Origin of the sequence: Capnocytophaga stomatis (genome assembly GCF_002302635.1) — a bacterium.
In the GTDB taxonomy this organism is placed as follows: Bacteria; Bacteroidota; Bacteroidia; order Flavobacteriales; family Flavobacteriaceae; genus Capnocytophaga; species Capnocytophaga stomatis.
Map to the genome: position 1 here is coordinate 100363 of NZ_CP022387.1, position 18355 is coordinate 118717.

Sequence of the window (18355 nt, forward strand, 5' to 3'; positions counted from 1 at the left end):
AAAATATTTATCAGTTTATGAAAAACAAATTTATCATCATTCTTACTTGCATTTTTTGCAGTGTTTTTAGCAGAATGAATGCTCAAAATGAGAAAGATTCGTTATTTTTACGAAACATCTACAATCAAGCCTTGACAGAAGGAAAAGCTTATGATTGGCTACATCAAATTTGTTATAACGTTGGTGCCAGACTTTCAGGCTCTTACGGTGAAAAAAAGATGATTCGATTTTTAGAAACAGAACTCAATAATTTAAATACAAAAGTGACTCTTCAGCCTGTGATGGTTCCGCATTGGGCAAGAGGAATTTCGGAATATGCTTATATTGAGACAAGTAAGGGAAAAACAACTACAGTTCCCATTTTAGCTTTAGGCGGTTCTGTTGCAACTCCGGCTTCCGGAATTAAGGCACAAGTCGTGGAATTTAAAAGCTTGGAAGAACTCGAAAAAGCTGATATCAATAAGGTGGTTGGAAAAATAGCATTCATCAATGGTGCTTTGCCTAATGACTTTATAGACGTTTCGGATGCGTACGGAGTTCGCGGAGCTCAGCGATATTCCGGAGCAAGAATTGCTGTAAATAAAGGTGCTATTGCTGTGATTGTTCGTTCTTTAACTCATAAATTAGATAATTCTCCGCATACGGGAGTTATGTCCTATGAAGATTTACCAAGAAGCAGACATATTCCGGCGACGGCTATCAGCACAAATGGGGCAGATATGCTCAGTAGTTTATTAAGTTTAAATCCTGATTTAAATTTCTTTTTCAAGCAAAGTTGCAAGATTTTCAATGATGTACAATCAAATAACGTAATTGCCGAAATCAAAGGGTCAGAGTTTCCCAACGAAATTATTTCTTTCGGGGCTCACCTCGACTCGTGGGATGTGGGACAAGGAGCTCACGACGATGGTGCCGGAGTAGCTCAATGTTTGGAAGTTATTCGCATCTTTAAAGCATTGAATTACAAACCAAAACGAACAATACGCATCGTATTTTTTGCCAATGAAGAAAATGGTGCAAAAGGAGCTATCAAGTATGCAGAAGAATCAAAAAACAAAAAGGAAAATCAAATTTTTGCTTTAGAATCAGATGCTGGCGGATTTACTCCTCTGGGTTTCAGCTTACAAGGAAATGAAAAGAAAATACAGAAAATACAGTCGTGGAAGAATTTGTTCAAACCTTATCAAGTTTACTATTTTGAGAAAGGTTTTCCAGGACTTGACATTAATTTTCTGCAAACTGAGGATAATGTTTTAGCTGGTTTGTACGTAAATTCACAGCGTTATTTTGATTACCATCACTCTGAAAATGACGTTTTTGAAGCTGTAAATAAACGAGAATTAGAGCTCGGAGCTGCTGCTATGGCAAGCTTGATTTATTTGGTTGATAAATACGGATTGTAATCATTGTTTGATATAAGCTCCCTTTTCTGAAGTCGTATGGAATAAAATTCCGAGTTCATCGCATTTTGATTGCCATTTTTTAACCATACTTGGAAAATTGCTTCCGTCTGCGATTACTCTTTTAGGTTTGATTTCTAACAACATACGCTCGAAATTGATTTTGGGAGATTGTGTGATGATTATTTCATCTATTTTTACATTTTTACTTTTTGGATAAATCCCCAAACTGTCCAAAAACAGAATCGTATTTCCTTGAAATTGAATTATATGAGGAATTTCTTTCTGATGAATATCGGAAATTCCCAAAATTTTGGCATAATTGTCAATAATTCGATTTTCCTTTAGGCTATCATTCTGAAAAACAATCAGTTGATTTCCTTTCCTAACAGAAAACAAACTTTTCTTGTATAAATGAAAAACAGTCAAGTTTTCCGTATTCTCAATTTGATATTTATTGTAGAATAATACAGCTTGAAAAACCAAAATAGAAGACAACAAAGCCATTGTTCGTTTGAAATCTTGCTTATTTATCCAAAAAATTAAAGCTAAGACCATCAATAATGAAAAAATTAGCAATTTATCATCAAAATATATATTCCGAACGATAAATTCTTCTTGTGAAGCGATAATTTTTGTACAAAAATTCATAAAATTGATAATTTTTTCCAACAGAAACACTAAAAAGGAAGGTAAAATACTGAAAAAACCAAGTATCAGAGCTAAAAAACCTAAAATAAGGATAGGCGACAAAAGAGGAACAAGGAGTAAATTGGAAACAAAAAACAGAAAAGGAAATTGATGAAAATAATACAAACTTATTGGCAAAATAACAATTTGAGCCGAAATACCAACGAGGAACAGCGACCAAATGCTTTTTAAAAGTTTCGTTTGGGGTTGCCACCATTTTTCCATCCAAGGATAAAATATCAAAATGGAAAAAACTGCTAAGTAACTTAACTGAAAACCAAGATCATACAAATAATTTGGATTAATCAACAACAATAAAAGCATCGAGAACATCAGAGCGTCAAAACGTCCCTGCTGCTTGCTCAACATTAATGATATTCCGATAAAACTGAACATCGTAACAGCACGCAACACCGAAGGCGACAAGCCTGCCAAAAAGGCAAAACTCCACAAAAAGAACAATAGCAAAACGAAACGCAATTTTTTCCAAATTCCAAAATTTGGCAACTTTTGCAATAAAAATAGTAAAATTGCTGTAATAATCCCGATATGAAGCCCCGAAATTGCTAAAATATGCACCGCCCCAGCGTCAATATAATTCTGATACGTATTTTCATCTAAATCTTTGCGGTTTCCTAAAAGCAACGTTTTCAACAAAGAAGCTGTTTCTTTTGAAAAATTTGAATCAAGGATTGAAAACATTTTTGTTCGGATTTTTTCAGCAAATCCTCGTACTGAGCTACCTTTCAATTCATTATGAATTTTATATGAAACTACATTTGCTTTCCAAAACACTTCTTGACGTTGCATATAAGCCTTATAATCAAACTGATACGGATTCTTAGGAGCAGGAATTGAAGTTAGCTTTGCCGATACAGTTATGAATTCATCTCTCTGAAAATCAGCTTTATTTAATGAATCTTTTGGAAAGAAAGTGAGTAGCTTCCCTCCTATTTCCTGATTATCAGCTGAAATTAATTCTGCTTTATAAGTCGTTCCAAAATTAGATTCTGAAATTTTTTCTATGATTCTGGTTTGAAGTAAATAATACTCGTTTTCGCTGAGCAAATTTGTGTAATGATTTGATTTTAAGGTAGGATTATGCAATGTCGCAACTAAAATCCCAGTAAAAACGAAAGTTACAAAACTATGAAGTGGAAAAAATTTTCTGAATTTTACATTTTTAAGAGAAAGAAACGAATGTGCTGATAATGTTGCTATTACAACAAAGCAAAAAGCTAAAGCAGTTTGCAAATTCACACGGAAAAAGCTCGAAATTGCAATTCCCGTTACAATTCCTGAAAGTATGGTTAATATTGCTGTGTTTACAAATTTCACATAAGAATTCTTTTCGCTTTTCGGTATGCTTTTGACCAATAACCTTCACTCAATGAGGAAATAATCACACCTCTTGACGTTGATGAATGTATGAATTTTATTTCATTTCCTGTTTCTACCACAATGCCTACGTGGGAAATTCTTTTATTTTTTCCTGTCACAAAAAACAGTAAATCACCTATTTGCACATTTTTCAAATCTACATTTTTCCCTTGATTTGCCATTTCGTGAGACGAACGATGCAAGGAAACATCCAACGGCTTGAAAGAAGCAGAAACAAATCCTGAACAATCAAATCCTTTTCGGGTAGTTCCTCCATATTTGTAAGGCGAACCTAAGTAGGACAACGCCGTATCAAGCACCAATTGCTGTTGCTCACTTGTCGTGTAAGCTGATGTATTTTCCTTTTTTGCACTAACAGAAGGTGTTTTCTCAATTACCTCTTTTTCAGCTTTTTCCTGATGATTTTTGCCCGTTTTTTTGCTTGATTTAGTTTGAGATACTTCCGTATGATTTCTCTTATTTTTGGAAATATCTTCCCTTCCTTCCATTTTGGCAGTGCGTTTCCTTGTGCTATAACGCTCTGCACAAGATGTAAAAAATATGGCTGAAACAATTAATAGTATTGTGAAAAATCTCATTATCAAAAGCTAAAATGGGGTAAATATAAAAGCCGAAAGAGCAAAATTTGAAAAATTAGAGAAAATTATTTTTCTGCTCTTTCAGCTTTATTTCAAAACTAAATAACTGATTTTATTGATATTACCAAGTTATCTCCTTCTGGATTTACATCAAAATGGATGTTATCTCCTTCTTTAATATGTGATGAAACAATCTCCTCTGCCAAAAGGTCTTCAACGTATTTCTGAATTGCTCGTTTTAAAGGTCTTGCTCCATATTGTTTGTCGTAACCTTTTTCTGCAATGAAATCTCTTGCCTTTTCACTTAGCTCAATTGAATATCCTAAATCTTTGATTCGAGAATACAACTTATTAAGCTCAATATCAATTATTTGAACTATATCTTCTTTACTTAGCGGATTGAACGTAATCACATCATCAATACGATTTAAAAACTCGGGAGCAAACACTTTTTTTAGTGCATTTTCAATAACTGACTTTTCGTGAGCATCTGACTGTGCCATTTTGGCAGAAGTACCGAAACCTATTCCTTGCCCAAAGTCCTTTATTTGTCTGGCTCCGATGTTAGAAGTCATAATGATAATGCAGTTTCTGAAATCTACCTTACGTCCTAAGCTATCGGTCAAAAAACCATCATCAAGCACTTGTAATAACATATTAAATATGTCCGGATGTGCTTTTTCTATCTCATCAAGTAAAATAACAGAATACGGCTTACGACGCACTTTTTCAGTAAGTTGTCCGCCTTCTTCATATCCCACGTACCCCGGAGGAGCTCCAATGAGTCGCGTGGTTGAGAATTTTTCCATATATTCGCTCATATCGATACGAATCATTGTTTCTTCCGAATCGAACAACTCTCGAGCCAAAACTTTTGCCAATTGAGTTTTTCCAACTCCAGTTTGTCCTAAGAAAATAAATGACCCTATTGGCTTATTAGGATCTTTCAATCCCGTACGATTGCGTTTGATTGCTTTTATAACTTTCTCAACAGCAACATCTTGACCTATAATTTTTCCTTTTATAGTCTCAGAAAGTGTTGAAAGTTTACTCATTTCAGTTTGAGCGATTCTGTTCACAGGAATGCCACTCATCATTGAAACCACATCTGCAATGTGCTCTTCTGTTACTGTATCTCTGTGTAACTTAGCGTCTTCCTCCCATTTTCTGTGAAGTTCTGCCAAAGTTTGCTCTATTTTTTTCTCATCATCACGTAAACGAGCAGCCTCCTCAAACTGCTGACGCGAAACAGCATCGCCTTTTGATTTTACAACACGCTCTAATTCAGACTCTAATTCCAAAATTTTCTTCGGAACTTTCATTTGAGTTATGTGTATACGTGAACCAGCCTCATCCAGTGCGTCCAAAGCTTTATCTGGAAGAAAACGGTCTGTTAAATAACGGCTTGTTAGCTTCACACAAGCTTCAATGGCTCCATCTGTGTAAGTAACGCTATGATGATCTTCATATTTTTTCTTTATATTATGAAGAATTTCAATGGTTTCATCAATTGATGTTGGCTCTACAATAACCTTCTGAAAACGTCGTTCTAAAGCTCCATCTTTCTCAATGGATTGGCGATATTCGTCCAAGGTGGTGGCTCCGATGCACTGAATTTCTCCCCGTGCCAAAGCTGGTTTAAACATATTTGAAGCATCTAAACTGCCTGTGGCTCCACCAGCACCTACAATGGTATGAATTTCATCGATGAACAGAATAATATCGTCATTTTTCTCTAACTCATTCATTATTGCCTTCATACGTTCCTCAAACTGACCACGATATTTGGTTCCCGCAACAAGCGAAGCCAAATCAAGAGTAACCACACGTTTATTATACAAAACACGTGACACTTTTTTCTGAATGATTCGAAGTGCAAGTCCTTCAGCAATAGCACTTTTTCCAACTCCTGGTTCTCCTATAAGCAGCGGATTATTTTTCTTTCTGCGACTTAAAATTTGAGAAACTCGCTCAATTTCTTTGTCTCTCCCTATCACTGGGTCTAATTTTCCTTGTTCCGCCAGTAAGGTCAAATCCCGACCGAAATTGTCAAGCACAGTTAATTTGCGCGTTCCTTTTTGAGTGCTACTTGGCTCGGAAGACTGCCCCTTGCCACGTTCGTAAGTGCTTCCCTCCTCTCTTTCCTCTTCATCAAATTCATTTGTAGGATTGAAAAACTTATCATCGCCAATTGGCTGAAATTTTGATTTAACCAACTCATAATCAACCCCAAGTTTATTAAAAACCTTAGTGGTTGGGTCGTTCTCATTACGTAAAATACTAAGCAAGAGATGCCCTGTGTTAATCACATCATTTTGAGCTCGTTTTGCCTCCAAATACGTAGCTTGCATTGCTCTTTCTGCCTGAACCGTAAAATGAATGGCATTATGATTTGGCGGATTTAACCCTCGAGCCGAAGTCAGTGCGTGAATGCTCTGTCTTAGCCTGTCCATATCCGTTTTCAAACTGAGTAAAACCTCAAAAGCCTTCCCTTCGCCCTCGTGAAGCATCGCTAATATGAAATGCTCTGTCCCTACTGTTGACTGCCCCAAACGGATAGCCTCATCCTTACTGTACGTAAAAATTCTTTTAACTCTTGGAGAAAAATTGTCACTCATAAAATAAATATGTTCTAAAAATGTGTTGTATGTAACAAAAACTATTCCTTTTACAATAATCTGAAATTTTGTCATTTAAAACAAAACTTCTTTCATCGGGTAAAGATAAATAAAATATCTAAAAATCAAAAATTAAGATATTTTTATTATCAAAAAATGGTTTTCAAAAATAAGTTTTGAAGCTAAAAAGGCAGAAAATCCTTGAAAAATTCTCTGCCCTTGCAATTAAGTATTTCTAAATTTCTTTATATGTGAATTACTTCGCCATAGGCGGCAGCAACAGCCTCCATAACCGCCTCACTCATAGTAGGATGCGGATGTACGGCTTTAAGTACTTCGTGACCGGTAGTTTCAAGTTTGCGAGCAACAACAGCCTCTGCAATCATATCGGTAACTCCTGCCCCAATCATATGACAACCAAGCCATTCGCCATATTTGGCATCAAAAATTACTTTTACAAATCCGTCAGCATTTCCGCCGGCTTTGGCTTTTCCCGATGCCGAGAATGGGAATTTTCCAACCTTGATTTCGTAACCTTTTTCTTTGGCTTGCTTTTCTGTAAGACCCACTGAAGCAATTTCAGGAGTGCAGTAAGTACAACCAGGAATGTTTCCGTAATCAAGAGGTTCTACGTGTAATCCTTTGATTTTCTCCACACAAAGAATTCCTTCAGCAGAAGCTACGTGAGCCAATGCTTGCCCCGGAACCACATCGCCGATAGCGTAATAACCAGGAACATTTGTTTGATAAAACTTATCTACTAAAATTTTATCACGGTCAGTTGCTATGCCAACCTCCTCTAAACCAATATTTTCAATATTCGTTTTGATTCCTACCGCCGACAAAATAACATCAGCCTCCAGAATTTCCTCTCCTTTAGAAGTTTTAACGAAAGCCTTAACTCCTTTGCCAGAAGTGTCCACTTTTGTAACTTCGGCAGAAGTCATAATTTTGATGCCTAATTTTTTGAAACTACGCTCCAATTGTTTTGAAACTTCCTCATCTTCAACAGGAACTATGTTCGGCATAAACTCCACGATAACAACTTCTGTCCCCATTGATTTATAAAAGTACGCAAACTCAATCCCGATAGCTCCACTTCCCACTACAATCATTTTTTTAGGTTGCTCAGGCAAGGTAAGTGCTTGACGATAGCCGATTACTTTTTTGCCATCTTGCGGAAGAGCCGGTAATTCACGTGAACGAGCTCCAGTAGCAATGATAATGTGGTCGGCTGAGTACTCAGTTACTTTGCCATCTTTGTCAGTAACCTCTACTTTTTTGCCGGGTTTTACTTTCCCGAAGCCATCAATTACATCAATTTTATTTTTTTTCATCAAAAACTGAACGCCTTTGCTCATTCCGTCAGCAACATCACGACTTCTTTTCACAACTGCAGAAAAGTCCTTATCAAACTCCTTTACAGAAAGACCATAGTCCGAAGCGTGCTTCAAATATTCAAATACCTGAGCTGATTTCAGAAGTGCTTTCGTAGGGATACAACCCCAATTCAGGCACACACCGCCCAAATTTTCTTTTTCAACTACTGCTGTTTTAAAGCCTAATTGAGAAGCACGAATTGCAGTTACATAACCACCCGGTCCGCTTCCCAACACAATAATGTCGTATTTACTCATCTTATATAATTTTATTTGTCAGTTTTATTCAGGTTACGAAAGTACGTAATTTTATTTTAATTTTAGTCCTTTTAAATTTTTTTCAATTTGAATATTCTGCAAAAAATTAAAAATCAATATTTTGAATTATGACTTTCTTACAGATTTTCAATCCCAATTTTTTCACTTATCTTGTATCTTTCTTCTTTATTTTTGGTTCTTAAAATAATTTCACCCAAAAATCCTGCGATAAAAAATTGAGTACCAATAACCATCGTTGTCAAAGCTATGTAAAATTCAGGACGACTGGCTATCAATCGGTTATGAGGATTAATAAACAACTTATCTATCCCTAAATAAGCAGAAAAAATAAAACCAATGAAGAACATCAGCACCCCCAATGCACCAAAAAAATGCATCGGTCTCTTTCCGAAATGAGATATGAAACTGATGGTTATCAAATCCAGAAAGCCATTGATAAATCGGTTCATTCCAAATTTGGTTTGCCCATATTTCCGAGCTTGATGCTGAACTATTTTTTCGGTAATTTTCTTATAACCAGCATTTTTAGCCAGAACGGGAATATAACGATGCATCTCACCGGAAACATCTATATTTTTAACAACTTCTTTTTTATAGGCTTTCAATCCGCAATTGAAGTCGTGAAGACGCAAACCCGAAGTTTTGCGAGCCGCCCAATTGAACAGCTTCGATGGCAAATTTTTAGCTATTTTTGAATCATAACGCTTTTTCTTCCAACCTGATACCAAATCGTATCCTTCTGTTGTTATCATTCGGTACAAAGCAGGTATTTCATCAGGGCTATCTTGCAAATCAGCATCCATTGTTATGATTACATCTCCTTCCGCTTGTGCAAAACCAATGTGCAGAGCCTGTGATTTGCCATAATTTCTGAAAAATCGTATTCCCGAAACACAACTATCTTTTTGCGATAACTCCTTGATTATCTTCCAAGAATCATCAGTGCTTCCGTCATCTACAAAAATTATTTGATAAGTGAATTTGTGTTCTTTCATCACCTGAACTATCCAATTATGAAGCTCAGTCAATGATTCTTCCTCGTTTAAAAGGGGGATTACTATTGATATTTGCATTTGCTTTAAGGTGCGTAAAAATTTTAAAGTTACAGTTAGTTTGCAAAAAATTCTGCATTAAATTCTGATTCCTGCAGGAAGCAATTCTTTATATTCCTTATTTCTCCTGAAAAAAGCAGTAGCTTCGGCACAAGTTGGCACTACTCTGAGCCTTCTGGAAGAAACTTCTTCAAGAACAGCTTTAATGAACTCATCTGCAAATTCTTTGTCAGCCACTTCAGGAATGTGTACTTTTGTGAAGAAGATTTTTCGTTCCTGTACGGAATACTCCACAAAGGCAATTTCTCCATTTACTTTTGTCTGAAATTGACGTAAAAACTCACTATCTGTTATTTCAACCATATCAGTATCAAATATTAACAATCTAAAAATAGGGTTTACTTTTGTCACCGTTTTTGTATTTAACAAAAAGGTTGTACCTTTACCCTGGTTTTATATTTGTTATTTCGGCACAAAATTACGAAATAATTCATTAATTTTCAATTTTTAAATGATAAATACTAAAACTCATATTTACCTAATGCCGGGGATGGCTGCAAGTCCCAAAATTTTTGATTTTTTAAAATTTCCTGATAATTATGAAGTTCATCTTTTAGATTGGATTCTCCCTCTGAAAGAAGAATCTTTGTCGGGATATGCTTTGCGTTTATCGAAGAATATAAAACACGAAAAACCTGTGCTTTTGGGAGTTTCTTTCGGCGGAATCATCGTGCAAGAAATCGCAAAACACATTGATTATAAAAAGATTATTGTAATATCAAGCGTAAAAAGCAAACACGAACTTCCTAAAAAAATGCTTTTAGCTCGATACACAAATTTATATAAATTGCTTCCCGTGAGCCTGATTAATTCTTTTGAATATTGGAAACAGTTTTCTTTCATAGATTCCATTACAAAACGCATCGAACTTTACGAAAAATACATTGGTATGCGTTCTCCTTTTTATTTGGAATGGTCTATTGATAAAATTGTAAATTGGGAACAAGATGCTCCTTTGCCTAATACTGTTCATATACAAGGAAGTAACGACAAAATTTTCCCTGTCAAATATATTTCTGATGCAATTATTATTGAAAAAGGAACACATATTATGATTATCAATCGGCACAGATGGTTCAATGAGAATTTACCTCGAATAATTGAAAATTAAGAATTCCTTAAAATTTTGCTAAAATCAAAAATTGTGTTACCTTCGCACGGAATATATAAAAAAACCAATTTATTAAGGGATTTAGTGATTTTTAATTTTTTTTAGATTTTATTTATCAATGAAGAAAATATTTTTTTTAGTTTCGGCTTTAACGCTTTTAAGTTGCTCAGAAACAGCTGATGAGAACACAATGATTATTGAAGGAAACATCGAAGGACTTAAAAAAGGAAAGATTTATCTGCAACAATATGACGGCGAAAAGCTAATCAATTTGGATTCAGTTGAAGCAAAGGGCGATGGCAAATTTACTTTCAGAAGAACGCTTGAAACTCCTGAAGTTTTTTACATTTACCTTGATTTAGACAAAAAAGAAGGAACTGACTTTGGTGACCGACTTCGTTTTTTTGGCGAGCCTACAACAATCAAAATCAATAGTAAACACGATATGTTTGATGTTCACGCAAAAATTGAAGGCTCTGAATCACAGAAACTTCTTGAGGAATACAATCGAAATATACGAAAATTTAGCAATCGAAATTTAGAGCTTTTGGAACAACAACTTAATGCTATAAAAGACCTAAATCAGAAAAAAGCCGATTCAATTAATCAACTTTCAGAAAAAAATACGCTTCGTCGTTACCTTTACACGCTGAATTTTGCCATCACGCATCCAAACTCTTACGTATCTCCTTACATTGCCTTGGCTGATGCTCCCGATGCAAACATCAAGTTTTTGGATTCCATACACAAGGTACTATCTCCGGAAGTAGCTTCTTCCAAATATGGTAAGGAACTGAAAAAACATATCGAAGAAGTAAAAAAAGAAAATTAAAAAATTCAACTTTTAATGAAGAAGATTGTAGCACTTACAGGAGCAGGCATTAGTGCCGAAAGCGGAATAAAAACATTTCGTGATTCGGACGGATTGTGGGAAGGACACAACGTAATGGAAGTTGCCTCTCCTGAAGGTTTCGCTAAAAATCCCAATCTTGTTCTGGATTTCTACAACCAACGTAGGCGACAACTTAAAGAAGTACACCCCAACTTAGCTCATATTATTTTATCAGAATTACAATCTGATTATGAAGTGGTTATAGTTACTCAAAATGTAGATGATTTACACGAAAGGGCGGGAAGCAAAAACATAATTCATCTTCACGGAGAGTTGTTAAAATCAAGAGGAATTGATAATGAGGAGCTTATTTTTGATTGTTTTGAGGATATTCATTTAGGAGATTTATCTCCTTCCGGAGTTCAATTGCGTCCACATATTGTGTGGTTTGGTGAGTCCGTACCTATGATTCCCAAAAGCATAAAAGAAGTAGAATCCGCTGATATTCTTTTGATTATAGGAACATCTTTACAAGTATATCCAGCAGCAGGACTTATGGATTATGCTCAATATAATACTCCTATATATTATGTGGATTTAAATCCTCAGATTCAGAGTAGAGGAAATTTAACAGTAATTAAAGAAAAAGCGTCTGTTGGTATGCAAAAAGTAGCTAATTTATTGAGAAAACATCAATAAATCTTCATCGATGGTGATAAGGTTCATTTTTCAATATTGTGAAAGCTCGATAAATTTGCTCCATAAAAAATAAGCGTATCATTTGATGAGAAAATGTTAATTTTGAGAGAGATAGCTTTCCGTTAGCCCTCGCGTACACCTCTTCGGAAAAACCGTAAGGTCCTCCTATTACAAACACGAGTTGCCTTGTACCTGCATTCATTTGCTTTTGTAAAAATTCCGAGAAACCAACCGAAGTATATTCTTTTCCTCGTTCATCTAACAAAATCAAATGATGAGAACTATCTATATTCTTCAAAATCAGCTCTCCTTCTTTTATTTTTTGTTGCTCCTCACTTAATGATTTACTATTTTTTACATCTAAAATGATTTGCAACTGAAAGTTCACATAATGTGAAAGTCTTTTTTCATAATCCGTGATAAGTTGCTGTAATGCAGAGTTATCCGTTTTTCCTATAGCTATTAATTTGATATTCATTTTCTTAAAAAACAAAATTTAGGGACTGATATTCCGCTGAAAACAAAACATCAATCCCTAAAAAATTAATTAATTTCTTTAAAAAAAGAATCTTTCTTTTTCTCCTTTTTCATTTAATAATTCTAATGAATTTCTTGAATTTGATGATAAATTTGACATTATTGTCTTTAATTCATCAACATCTTTTATTGATTTTCCGTTTACGGAAAGTAACACTTTTCCTACAACTCCGATATTATTATATTCATAAAACTGAGAAGCTCCTGTAATTTTCACTCCCGATTTGGTTTTGAATTTTTTGTAATCATTTTCTGACAAATTTTTCACCTCCAAACCAAGGGCATTAACCACATATGTAGTGTTTTTCTTAAGCGTGATGCTTGTTGTTTTTTCTTTTCCTTCACGCACGTACAGAACTTTGAGTGCATCTCCGGGACGTTTGGAAGCAATGTATCCGCTAAGGTCAGAATATTTGTGAATACGCACATTATCAATTTGTTTGATAACATCTCCTTTTCTTATTCCGGCAGAAGCAGCTCCTGAATCCTCATCAACTGAATCTACATAAAAACCTTCTGTTTCTTTTATTTTGAGTTTTTCCGCATAACTTGAGTTTAGTTCCGTACCTCTTACTCCCAAAATTCCTTTTTGAACATTTCCAAACTCAATCAAATCTTCAACTACTTTTTTGGCTATATTACTCGGAACTGCAAAAGAATAACCAACATAAGTACCTGTTGTTGAAGTTATTGCAGTATTTATTCCTATTAAATCTCCTTTCAAATTTACCAAAGCCCCACCGCTGTTTCCTCTGTTTACTGCGGCATCTGTTTGGATGAACGATTCCACCTTGTCGCTTGAGCGTTCGCTGATATTACGAGCTTTTGCACTGATAATCCCCGCAGTTACAGTCGAATTTAAATTAAACGGATTTCCAACAGCAAGCACCCACTCGCCTATTTGCGTATTATCCGAATCGGCAAAAGTAAGGAAAGGCAATTGCTCCTCCACATCAATTTTAAGTAAAGCAATATCCGATGAAACATCCGTTCCTACGAGCTTGGCCGCGTATGTTTTATTATTGTTTAAAGTTACTTCCAAACTTGTAGCACCAGCAATCACGTGATTATTTGTAACTATGTAACCATCAGGCGTTATGATAACTCCTGAACCTGTACCGATTTCAGTTTGCCCTTGTCCTCCACCATTTCCGTAAAGCAAATCAAAAATGGACATTGCTCCACCTTGCACCTTCGCCACATTTTTGATGTGAACCACGCTGTTTACCGTTTTGTTTGCTGCTTCAACAAAACTGTTTTCGTTAAATTCAAATTTTGTTCCTGCGACATAATTTGTCTGAACAAAATTAGGTTTTCCCATTTCAGCGATAACTGATTGGTTTGTTTCTTTTTTGTCAAAAAATAATTTGTATCCTCCTAATGTCAGCATTCCTCCTAAAAAAGCTGCTGAAACTGCACTTACATAATTTTTCATACTGTTTTTCTTAAAATAGTTATACTTAATATATTTTTTTAACATACTCCTTTTATAATCAGCAATAATTATGCCAAAAAAGAGAAAATTCACCTATAAAAAGAACATATTAAAAAATATTTTTTTGAGTATTTATGAATAAATTTTCTAATTCCGAAAAAATTATTTTTCTAAGGATTCAATTATTGCTTTTTTCATCTGTGTGTGAACATAATCTTTCACTTCTGCGTATGAAATATCATATTTTCTGTCAATATTTTTCATTTCTTCAGGAAAAGGCGTTAATATTTTGTCATAATAGGCATCCAAACGCTCATTTGTTGGAAGTTGAAAGTCCAATTTAAACTGAAAACGGCGAAGTAAAGCGAAATCTATGAAATCAATATGATTTGTAGCACAAATAAGCACTCCATCTTTGGGAAAATAATCAAAAAGCTGGATAATCGTATTCACCAAACGACGCATTTCCCCCACATCGCGTTCATCATCGGTTCGGGTTTTTCCTATTTGGTCAAATTCATCTAAAAACAAAACCGCTTTTTCCCTTTGAGCTTTATCGAAAACCGCCTTCAAATTTTTAGATGTTTCCCCTATTCTTGAATTTACCAAATTACTCAGATTCAATATAAAAGAAGGTTTATTTAACACTTTTGCAATTGCTTTAGCTGTTGTTGTTTTCCCGCATCCCGAAGCTCCGTGAAACAAAATTTTATTATCAGGGTACAGCCCATATTTTGAAAGTTCCGCAAAGTACTTGTGCTCCTTAATAACCTGATTTAAAGCCTTCTTATTTTCTTCAGATAAAAAAATCTCTTCAAAAGGAATAGATTCTCTATCTTGAATTACAAAATCTGTTGTAATCATAAATTTCTATTTGTACTAATTTTTCAAATTGATTATCCTAACATCACATCCAATGACATCATTATCACAAACCCGATGAGAAACCCAATTGTGGATACATCCGTATTCTTATTTTGCTGTGACTCAGGGATTACCTCTTCAACAACCACGTAAATCATTGCTCCCGCAGCGAAAGATAACGCATAAGGCAAAATTGGCGTGAAAAACAATACAGCAACCGCCCCCAAAACTCCTGCAATAGGCTCAACCACAGCAGATAACTGTCCGTAAAAAAAACTTTTCCTTCGGCTTAATCCCATAGCACGCAGAGGCATCGAAACCGCAATACCTTCAGGAAAGTTTTGCAATCCAATCCCAATTGCCAAAATCACCGCTCCCGCAATGGAAGCCTCAGGAACCCCGGCTGCAACACCACCAAAAAGAACACCTACTGCCAATCCTTCAGGAATGTTATGCAAGGTTATCGCCAAAATTAGTAAAGTGGTTTTCCTTAACCTTGATTTCACTCCCTCCGTTTGTTTGAAATTTGCGTGAAAATGAGGCAATAATTTGTCCAAAACAAAAAGGAAAAGAGCTCCCAACAAAAAACCAAAAATAGTTGGTGCTACCTTATAAAATCCCTCTCCTTCAGTCATTTCCATAGAAGGAATCAATAAACTCCAGATACTTGCCGCTACCATAACTCCTCCTGTGAACCCGAGCATTCCGTCAAGAAAAGTTTTATTCATTTCCTTGAAAAAGAAAACTACTGAAGCTCCCAAAGCCGTTACAAACCAAGTAAATAACGTCGCACAGAGTGCCGCATTTACAGGGTCAATACTCTCCAGATAAGCAATTACCGATTCAACCATAAATTAAAATCTAAAATTATTGAGTGCAAAAATAACGATTTATTTTAGATTAATCTAAAAATATTTTTAACACCACAATAATATTATTTAGATTCATTTTACGAACCCTTATTTATTCAAGTAATATTCATACATTGCTTCTTGTGACCTAACCTTAGGGTTGTTGTTACTTCGATACGCATTATCTTGTTTTTCTGAAATAATTCTTGCTTTCACATTATCCGACCAGCCAATTTCAAAGGTATCAATCAATTCTTTTTTGATATTAGAATCATAAATCGGGCAACCCACTTCAACTCGGTAAGATATGTTTCTTGTCATAAAATCCGCAGAAGAAATGTAAACCTTTGGATTTCCGTTATTTCCGAAAATAAACAAACGAGGATGTTCTAAAAACTTATCCACAATGCTGATGACTTCAATATTTTCGCTCATTCCTTCCACTCCCGGAATCAAACAACAAATGCCTCGCACAATCATTTGAATTTTAACTCCTGCTCTGCTGGCTTCGTAGAGTTTGTCTATCATCTTATAGCTTGTTAAGCTATTCATTTTCAGCTTTATATATGCTTCTTTACCTAACTTGGCATTTTCTATTTCCTTGTCAATGAGTTTCATCAACATTTTTTTCGTATAATGAGGCGAAACTATCAAGTGTTTATAACGCTGAATTACATAACTCGTTTCCAAGAAGTTAAATACTTTATTTACTTCTTTTAGAATATCCTGATTCGCCGTAAATAGGGTGTAATCCGTATAGATTCTCGCAGTTGATTCATTAAAATTTCCCGTGCTGATGAAGCCATAACGCTTAATTTCCTTGCCTTCTTCACGTTCAATAACACATATTTTACTGTGCACTTTTAGCCCGCGAACGCCAAAAATGAGCTTCACTCCTTCCGCTTTCAAAAGTTCTGCGTATTTTATGTTTGATTCCTCATCAAAACGTGCCTGAAGCTCAATTTGTACGGTTACTTTCTTTCCGTTTTTTACTGCATTTATCAGAGAATTAACCACTTGCGAATTCTTTGCCAAACGATAAATCGTGATTTTAACCGCTTTTACTTTCGGGTCTAACGCCGCTTCACGCAAAAACCAAACAATGTTGGAAAATGTGTGATAAGGAGTAAATTGCAAATAATCTTTTTCAGCTATTTTTTGGAGAAGGCTTCCTCCCGTAGCAAGTCCCTTAACCGGAAGTGGCTGAATGGGTTCATAGGTCAAATCACGACGCCCCATACTCGGAAAATTCATATAATCACGGCGATTGTGGTATCTTCCTCCTGGTATAATACTATCTGTTTCAACAATTTCCATTTTTTCAAACAAAAATTGTAACGTATCTTTTCCTATTTCCTTGTCGTACACTAATCGTACGGGTTCTCCGCTACGTCTGCCTTCCACACTTGAGGATATCTTCTCCACAAAACTTTTGCTCAAATCGTCATCAATATCAAGTTCCGCATCGCGAGTAATTTTTATCATATGAGCAGTAAGAGACTCATAATCAAATATATTAAAAATACGATGCATACAAAAACGAATGATATCATCTATCATTATTATATAATGCTTATTGCCTACTTGCGGAAGCTCAACAAAACGGTCTAACGTTGTAGGAAGCTCAATAAGAGCGTATTGTATTTTTTCTTTATACGCTTTTGATGAGAAAAACTTTTGCACTCCTTTTGTTTTTGTTTCCTCCTTGAGTGTCATTTTTATTGCCAAATATGCCACATCGTCTTTCAGCTGCGGAAAAGCCTCCAAATCATTTAAAATAATCGTGAATAATGCGGGGCGAACTTTTGCCAAAAAATATGTGTTTACAAACTGCTCGTGCTCAGGAAGTAATGTATTTTCGTTTACAATGAAAATATTTTCCTTTTCAAGTTCTTTTGTTACGGAATTAATTATCCTTAGGCTTTCCTCCTGTAATTCAATTACTTCCTTTGTTATTTCCTCGAGTAATTCTTTAGCGTGTACACCAAGCTCATCGTGTGCGTGATCATTCATCGCCACACGTTTCACTGTTGCATAACGCACTTTAAAAAACTCATCTAAATTATTGGAAAAGATACCTGCAAAACGCAATCTTTCCAATAACGGAACGTTTTTGTCTGCTGCTTCTTGAAGAACTCGAGCATTGAATTTCAGCCAACTAAGTTCTCTATTGATATATTTATTTTTATCTTTTGCCATTTTTAATTCATTTAGAAAAATCCGTGTAAAGATATAATTTTTTTTTGATAAGAACAAAAAACAAAATGTAGAATGTAACATTACACAATCCTTTGATAATGTGATAATAACAATTAATACGTTAATCAAATACAAAACATTGATTTTTTTGTTTTTAATTCAAGAAGAAAAACTTTTCTCCAAATAAATTTGATTTTCCCTAAATAAAACATTTAAAATTCATTTTTTTGAAAAAATATTTGCTTTTTATCTATATATATTGTAATATTGCACCGACTTTTCAGTTCCTTCTATTAAAAACATTCTCTAAACATTTCTTAATAAAGGAAATATCTATCTCAACGACATTCTAAAAACTGGAAAAAATCAT

General features: G+C 35.0%; 15 protein-coding genes. 4 read left to right on the plus strand and 11 right to left on the minus strand.

Features of this window, described 5'->3' with window-relative positions; all coding sequences use genetic code 11:
* Nucleotides 1-17: 17 nt before the first annotated feature.
* Complete coding sequence (locus tag CGC58_RS00450) at nucleotides 18-1403, plus strand: M20/M25/M40 family metallo-hydrolase (RefSeq protein ID WP_095894616.1); 1386 nt, start codon at nucleotides 18-20, stop codon at nucleotides 1401-1403.
* On the opposite strand, the gene CGC58_RS00455 is transcribed toward CGC58_RS00450, so the two are convergent.
* From CGC58_RS00455 to CGC58_RS00480, 6 genes are all read right to left on the minus strand, one after another.
* The gene (locus tag CGC58_RS00455) at nucleotides 1404-3428 is read right to left on the minus strand and encodes a ComEC/Rec2 family competence protein (RefSeq protein WP_095897042.1); all 2025 of its coding nucleotides are present in this window, start codon (nucleotides 3426-3428) and stop codon (nucleotides 1404-1406) included.
* Nucleotides 3425-3979 (minus strand): C40 family peptidase, encoded by a 555-nt coding sequence (locus tag CGC58_RS00460; protein WP_232748846.1) that lies wholly within the window; start codon nucleotides 3977-3979, stop codon nucleotides 3425-3427. Before CGC58_RS00460 ends, CGC58_RS00455 begins: the two co-directional genes overlap by 4 nt.
* A gap of 188 nt (nucleotides 3980-4167) precedes the next feature.
* Nucleotides 4168-6687 (minus strand): ATP-dependent Clp protease ATP-binding subunit, encoded by a 2520-nt coding sequence (locus CGC58_RS00465; protein WP_095897043.1) that lies wholly within the window; start codon nucleotides 6685-6687, stop codon nucleotides 4168-4170.
* Nucleotides 6688-6932: 245 nt separating this feature from the next.
* On the minus strand, nucleotides 6933-8324 hold the full coding sequence (gene lpdA, locus CGC58_RS00470; RefSeq protein WP_095894618.1) for a dihydrolipoyl dehydrogenase: 1392 nt from the start codon (nucleotides 8322-8324) through the stop codon (nucleotides 6933-6935).
* A gap of 137 nt (nucleotides 8325-8461) precedes the next feature.
* On the minus strand, nucleotides 8462-9418 hold the full coding sequence (locus CGC58_RS00475; RefSeq protein WP_095894619.1) for a glycosyltransferase family 2 protein: 957 nt from the start codon (nucleotides 9416-9418) through the stop codon (nucleotides 8462-8464).
* Between the two features lie 57 nt (nucleotides 9419-9475).
* Nucleotides 9476-9760, minus strand: a complete 285-nt coding sequence (locus tag CGC58_RS00480; RefSeq protein WP_095894620.1) for a GNAT family N-acetyltransferase — start codon at nucleotides 9758-9760, stop codon at nucleotides 9476-9478.
* A gap of 148 nt (nucleotides 9761-9908) precedes the next feature.
* Between CGC58_RS00480 and CGC58_RS00485 the strand changes: the two genes are divergently transcribed.
* The 3 genes from CGC58_RS00485 to CGC58_RS00495 all read left to right on the plus strand — a co-directional run bounded on the left by CGC58_RS00485 (nucleotide 9909) and on the right by CGC58_RS00495 (nucleotide 12099).
* Nucleotides 9909-10568, plus strand: a complete 660-nt coding sequence (locus CGC58_RS00485) for an alpha/beta hydrolase (RefSeq protein WP_232748847.1) — start codon at nucleotides 9909-9911, stop codon at nucleotides 10566-10568.
* A 118-nt stretch (nucleotides 10569-10686) separates the two neighbouring features.
* On the plus strand, nucleotides 10687-11400 hold the full coding sequence (locus CGC58_RS00490; RefSeq protein WP_095894621.1) for a DUF4369 domain-containing protein: 714 nt from the start codon (nucleotides 10687-10689) through the stop codon (nucleotides 11398-11400).
* Between the two features lie 15 nt (nucleotides 11401-11415).
* Nucleotides 11416-12099, plus strand: coding sequence for an SIR2 family NAD-dependent protein deacylase (locus CGC58_RS00495; RefSeq protein ID WP_095894622.1), 684 nt, complete (start codon nucleotides 11416-11418; stop codon nucleotides 12097-12099).
* 4 nt (nucleotides 12100-12103) lie between these two features.
* Here the strand turns inward: CGC58_RS00495 and rlmH are convergent, their stop codons facing one another.
* The 5 genes from rlmH to ppk1 all read right to left on the minus strand — a co-directional run bounded on the left by rlmH (nucleotide 12104) and on the right by ppk1 (nucleotide 17985).
* Nucleotides 12104-12577, minus strand: coding sequence for a 23S rRNA (pseudouridine(1915)-N(3))-methyltransferase RlmH (rlmH, locus tag CGC58_RS00500; RefSeq protein ID WP_095894623.1), 474 nt, complete (start codon nucleotides 12575-12577; stop codon nucleotides 12104-12106).
* 78 nt (nucleotides 12578-12655) lie between these two features.
* Nucleotides 12656-14071, minus strand: a complete 1416-nt coding sequence (locus CGC58_RS00505) for a S1C family serine protease (protein WP_095897045.1) — start codon at nucleotides 14069-14071, stop codon at nucleotides 12656-12658.
* A gap of 162 nt (nucleotides 14072-14233) precedes the next feature.
* Nucleotides 14234-14935 (minus strand): AAA family ATPase, encoded by a 702-nt coding sequence (locus tag CGC58_RS00510; RefSeq protein WP_095894624.1) that lies wholly within the window; start codon nucleotides 14933-14935, stop codon nucleotides 14234-14236.
* A 32-nt stretch (nucleotides 14936-14967) separates the two neighbouring features.
* Nucleotides 14968-15786: a ZIP family metal transporter gene (locus tag CGC58_RS00515; protein WP_095894625.1), complete on the minus strand. Its 819-nt coding sequence runs from the start codon at nucleotides 15784-15786 to the stop codon at nucleotides 14968-14970.
* 108 nt (nucleotides 15787-15894) lie between these two features.
* Nucleotides 15895-17985, minus strand: coding sequence for a polyphosphate kinase 1 (gene ppk1, locus CGC58_RS00520; protein WP_095894626.1), 2091 nt, complete (start codon nucleotides 17983-17985; stop codon nucleotides 15895-15897).
* Nucleotides 17986-18355: the final 370 nt, after the last annotated feature.

Coding starts and splice junctions, on each gene's coding strand:
- CGC58_RS00450 (WP_095894616.1), top strand. CDS start 18: ATGAAAAACAAATTTATCATCATTCTTACTTGCATTTTTTGCAGTGTT.
- CGC58_RS00460 (WP_232748846.1), bottom strand. CDS start 3,979: ATGGAAGGAAGGGAAGATATTTCCAAAAATAAGAGAAATCATACGGAA.
- CGC58_RS00465 (WP_095897043.1), bottom strand. CDS start 6,687: ATGAGTGACAATTTTTCTCCAAGAGTTAAAAGAATTTTTACGTACAGT.
- lpdA (WP_095894618.1), bottom strand. CDS start 8,324: ATGAGTAAATACGACATTATTGTGTTGGGAAGCGGACCGGGTGGTTAT.
- CGC58_RS00475 (WP_095894619.1), bottom strand. CDS start 9,418: ATGCAAATATCAATAGTAATCCCCCTTTTAAACGAGGAAGAATCATTG.
- CGC58_RS00480 (WP_095894620.1), bottom strand. CDS start 9,760: ATGGTTGAAATAACAGATAGTGAGTTTTTACGTCAATTTCAGACAAAA.
- CGC58_RS00485 (WP_232748847.1), top strand. CDS start 9,909: ATGATAAATACTAAAACTCATATTTACCTAATGCCGGGGATGGCTGCA.
- CGC58_RS00490 (WP_095894621.1), top strand. CDS start 10,687: ATGAAGAAAATATTTTTTTTAGTTTCGGCTTTAACGCTTTTAAGTTGC.
- CGC58_RS00495 (WP_095894622.1), top strand. CDS start 11,416: ATGAAGAAGATTGTAGCACTTACAGGAGCAGGCATTAGTGCCGAAAGC.
- rlmH (WP_095894623.1), bottom strand. CDS start 12,577: ATGAATATCAAATTAATAGCTATAGGAAAAACGGATAACTCTGCATTA.
- CGC58_RS00505 (WP_095897045.1), bottom strand. CDS start 14,071: ATGAAAAATTATGTAAGTGCAGTTTCAGCAGCTTTTTTAGGAGGAATG.
- CGC58_RS00510 (WP_095894624.1), bottom strand. CDS start 14,935: ATGATTACAACAGATTTTGTAATTCAAGATAGAGAATCTATTCCTTTT.
- CGC58_RS00515 (WP_095894625.1), bottom strand. CDS start 15,786: ATGGTTGAATCGGTAATTGCTTATCTGGAGAGTATTGACCCTGTAAAT.
- ppk1 (WP_095894626.1), bottom strand. CDS start 17,985: ATGGCAAAAGATAAAAATAAATATATCAATAGAGAACTTAGTTGGCTG.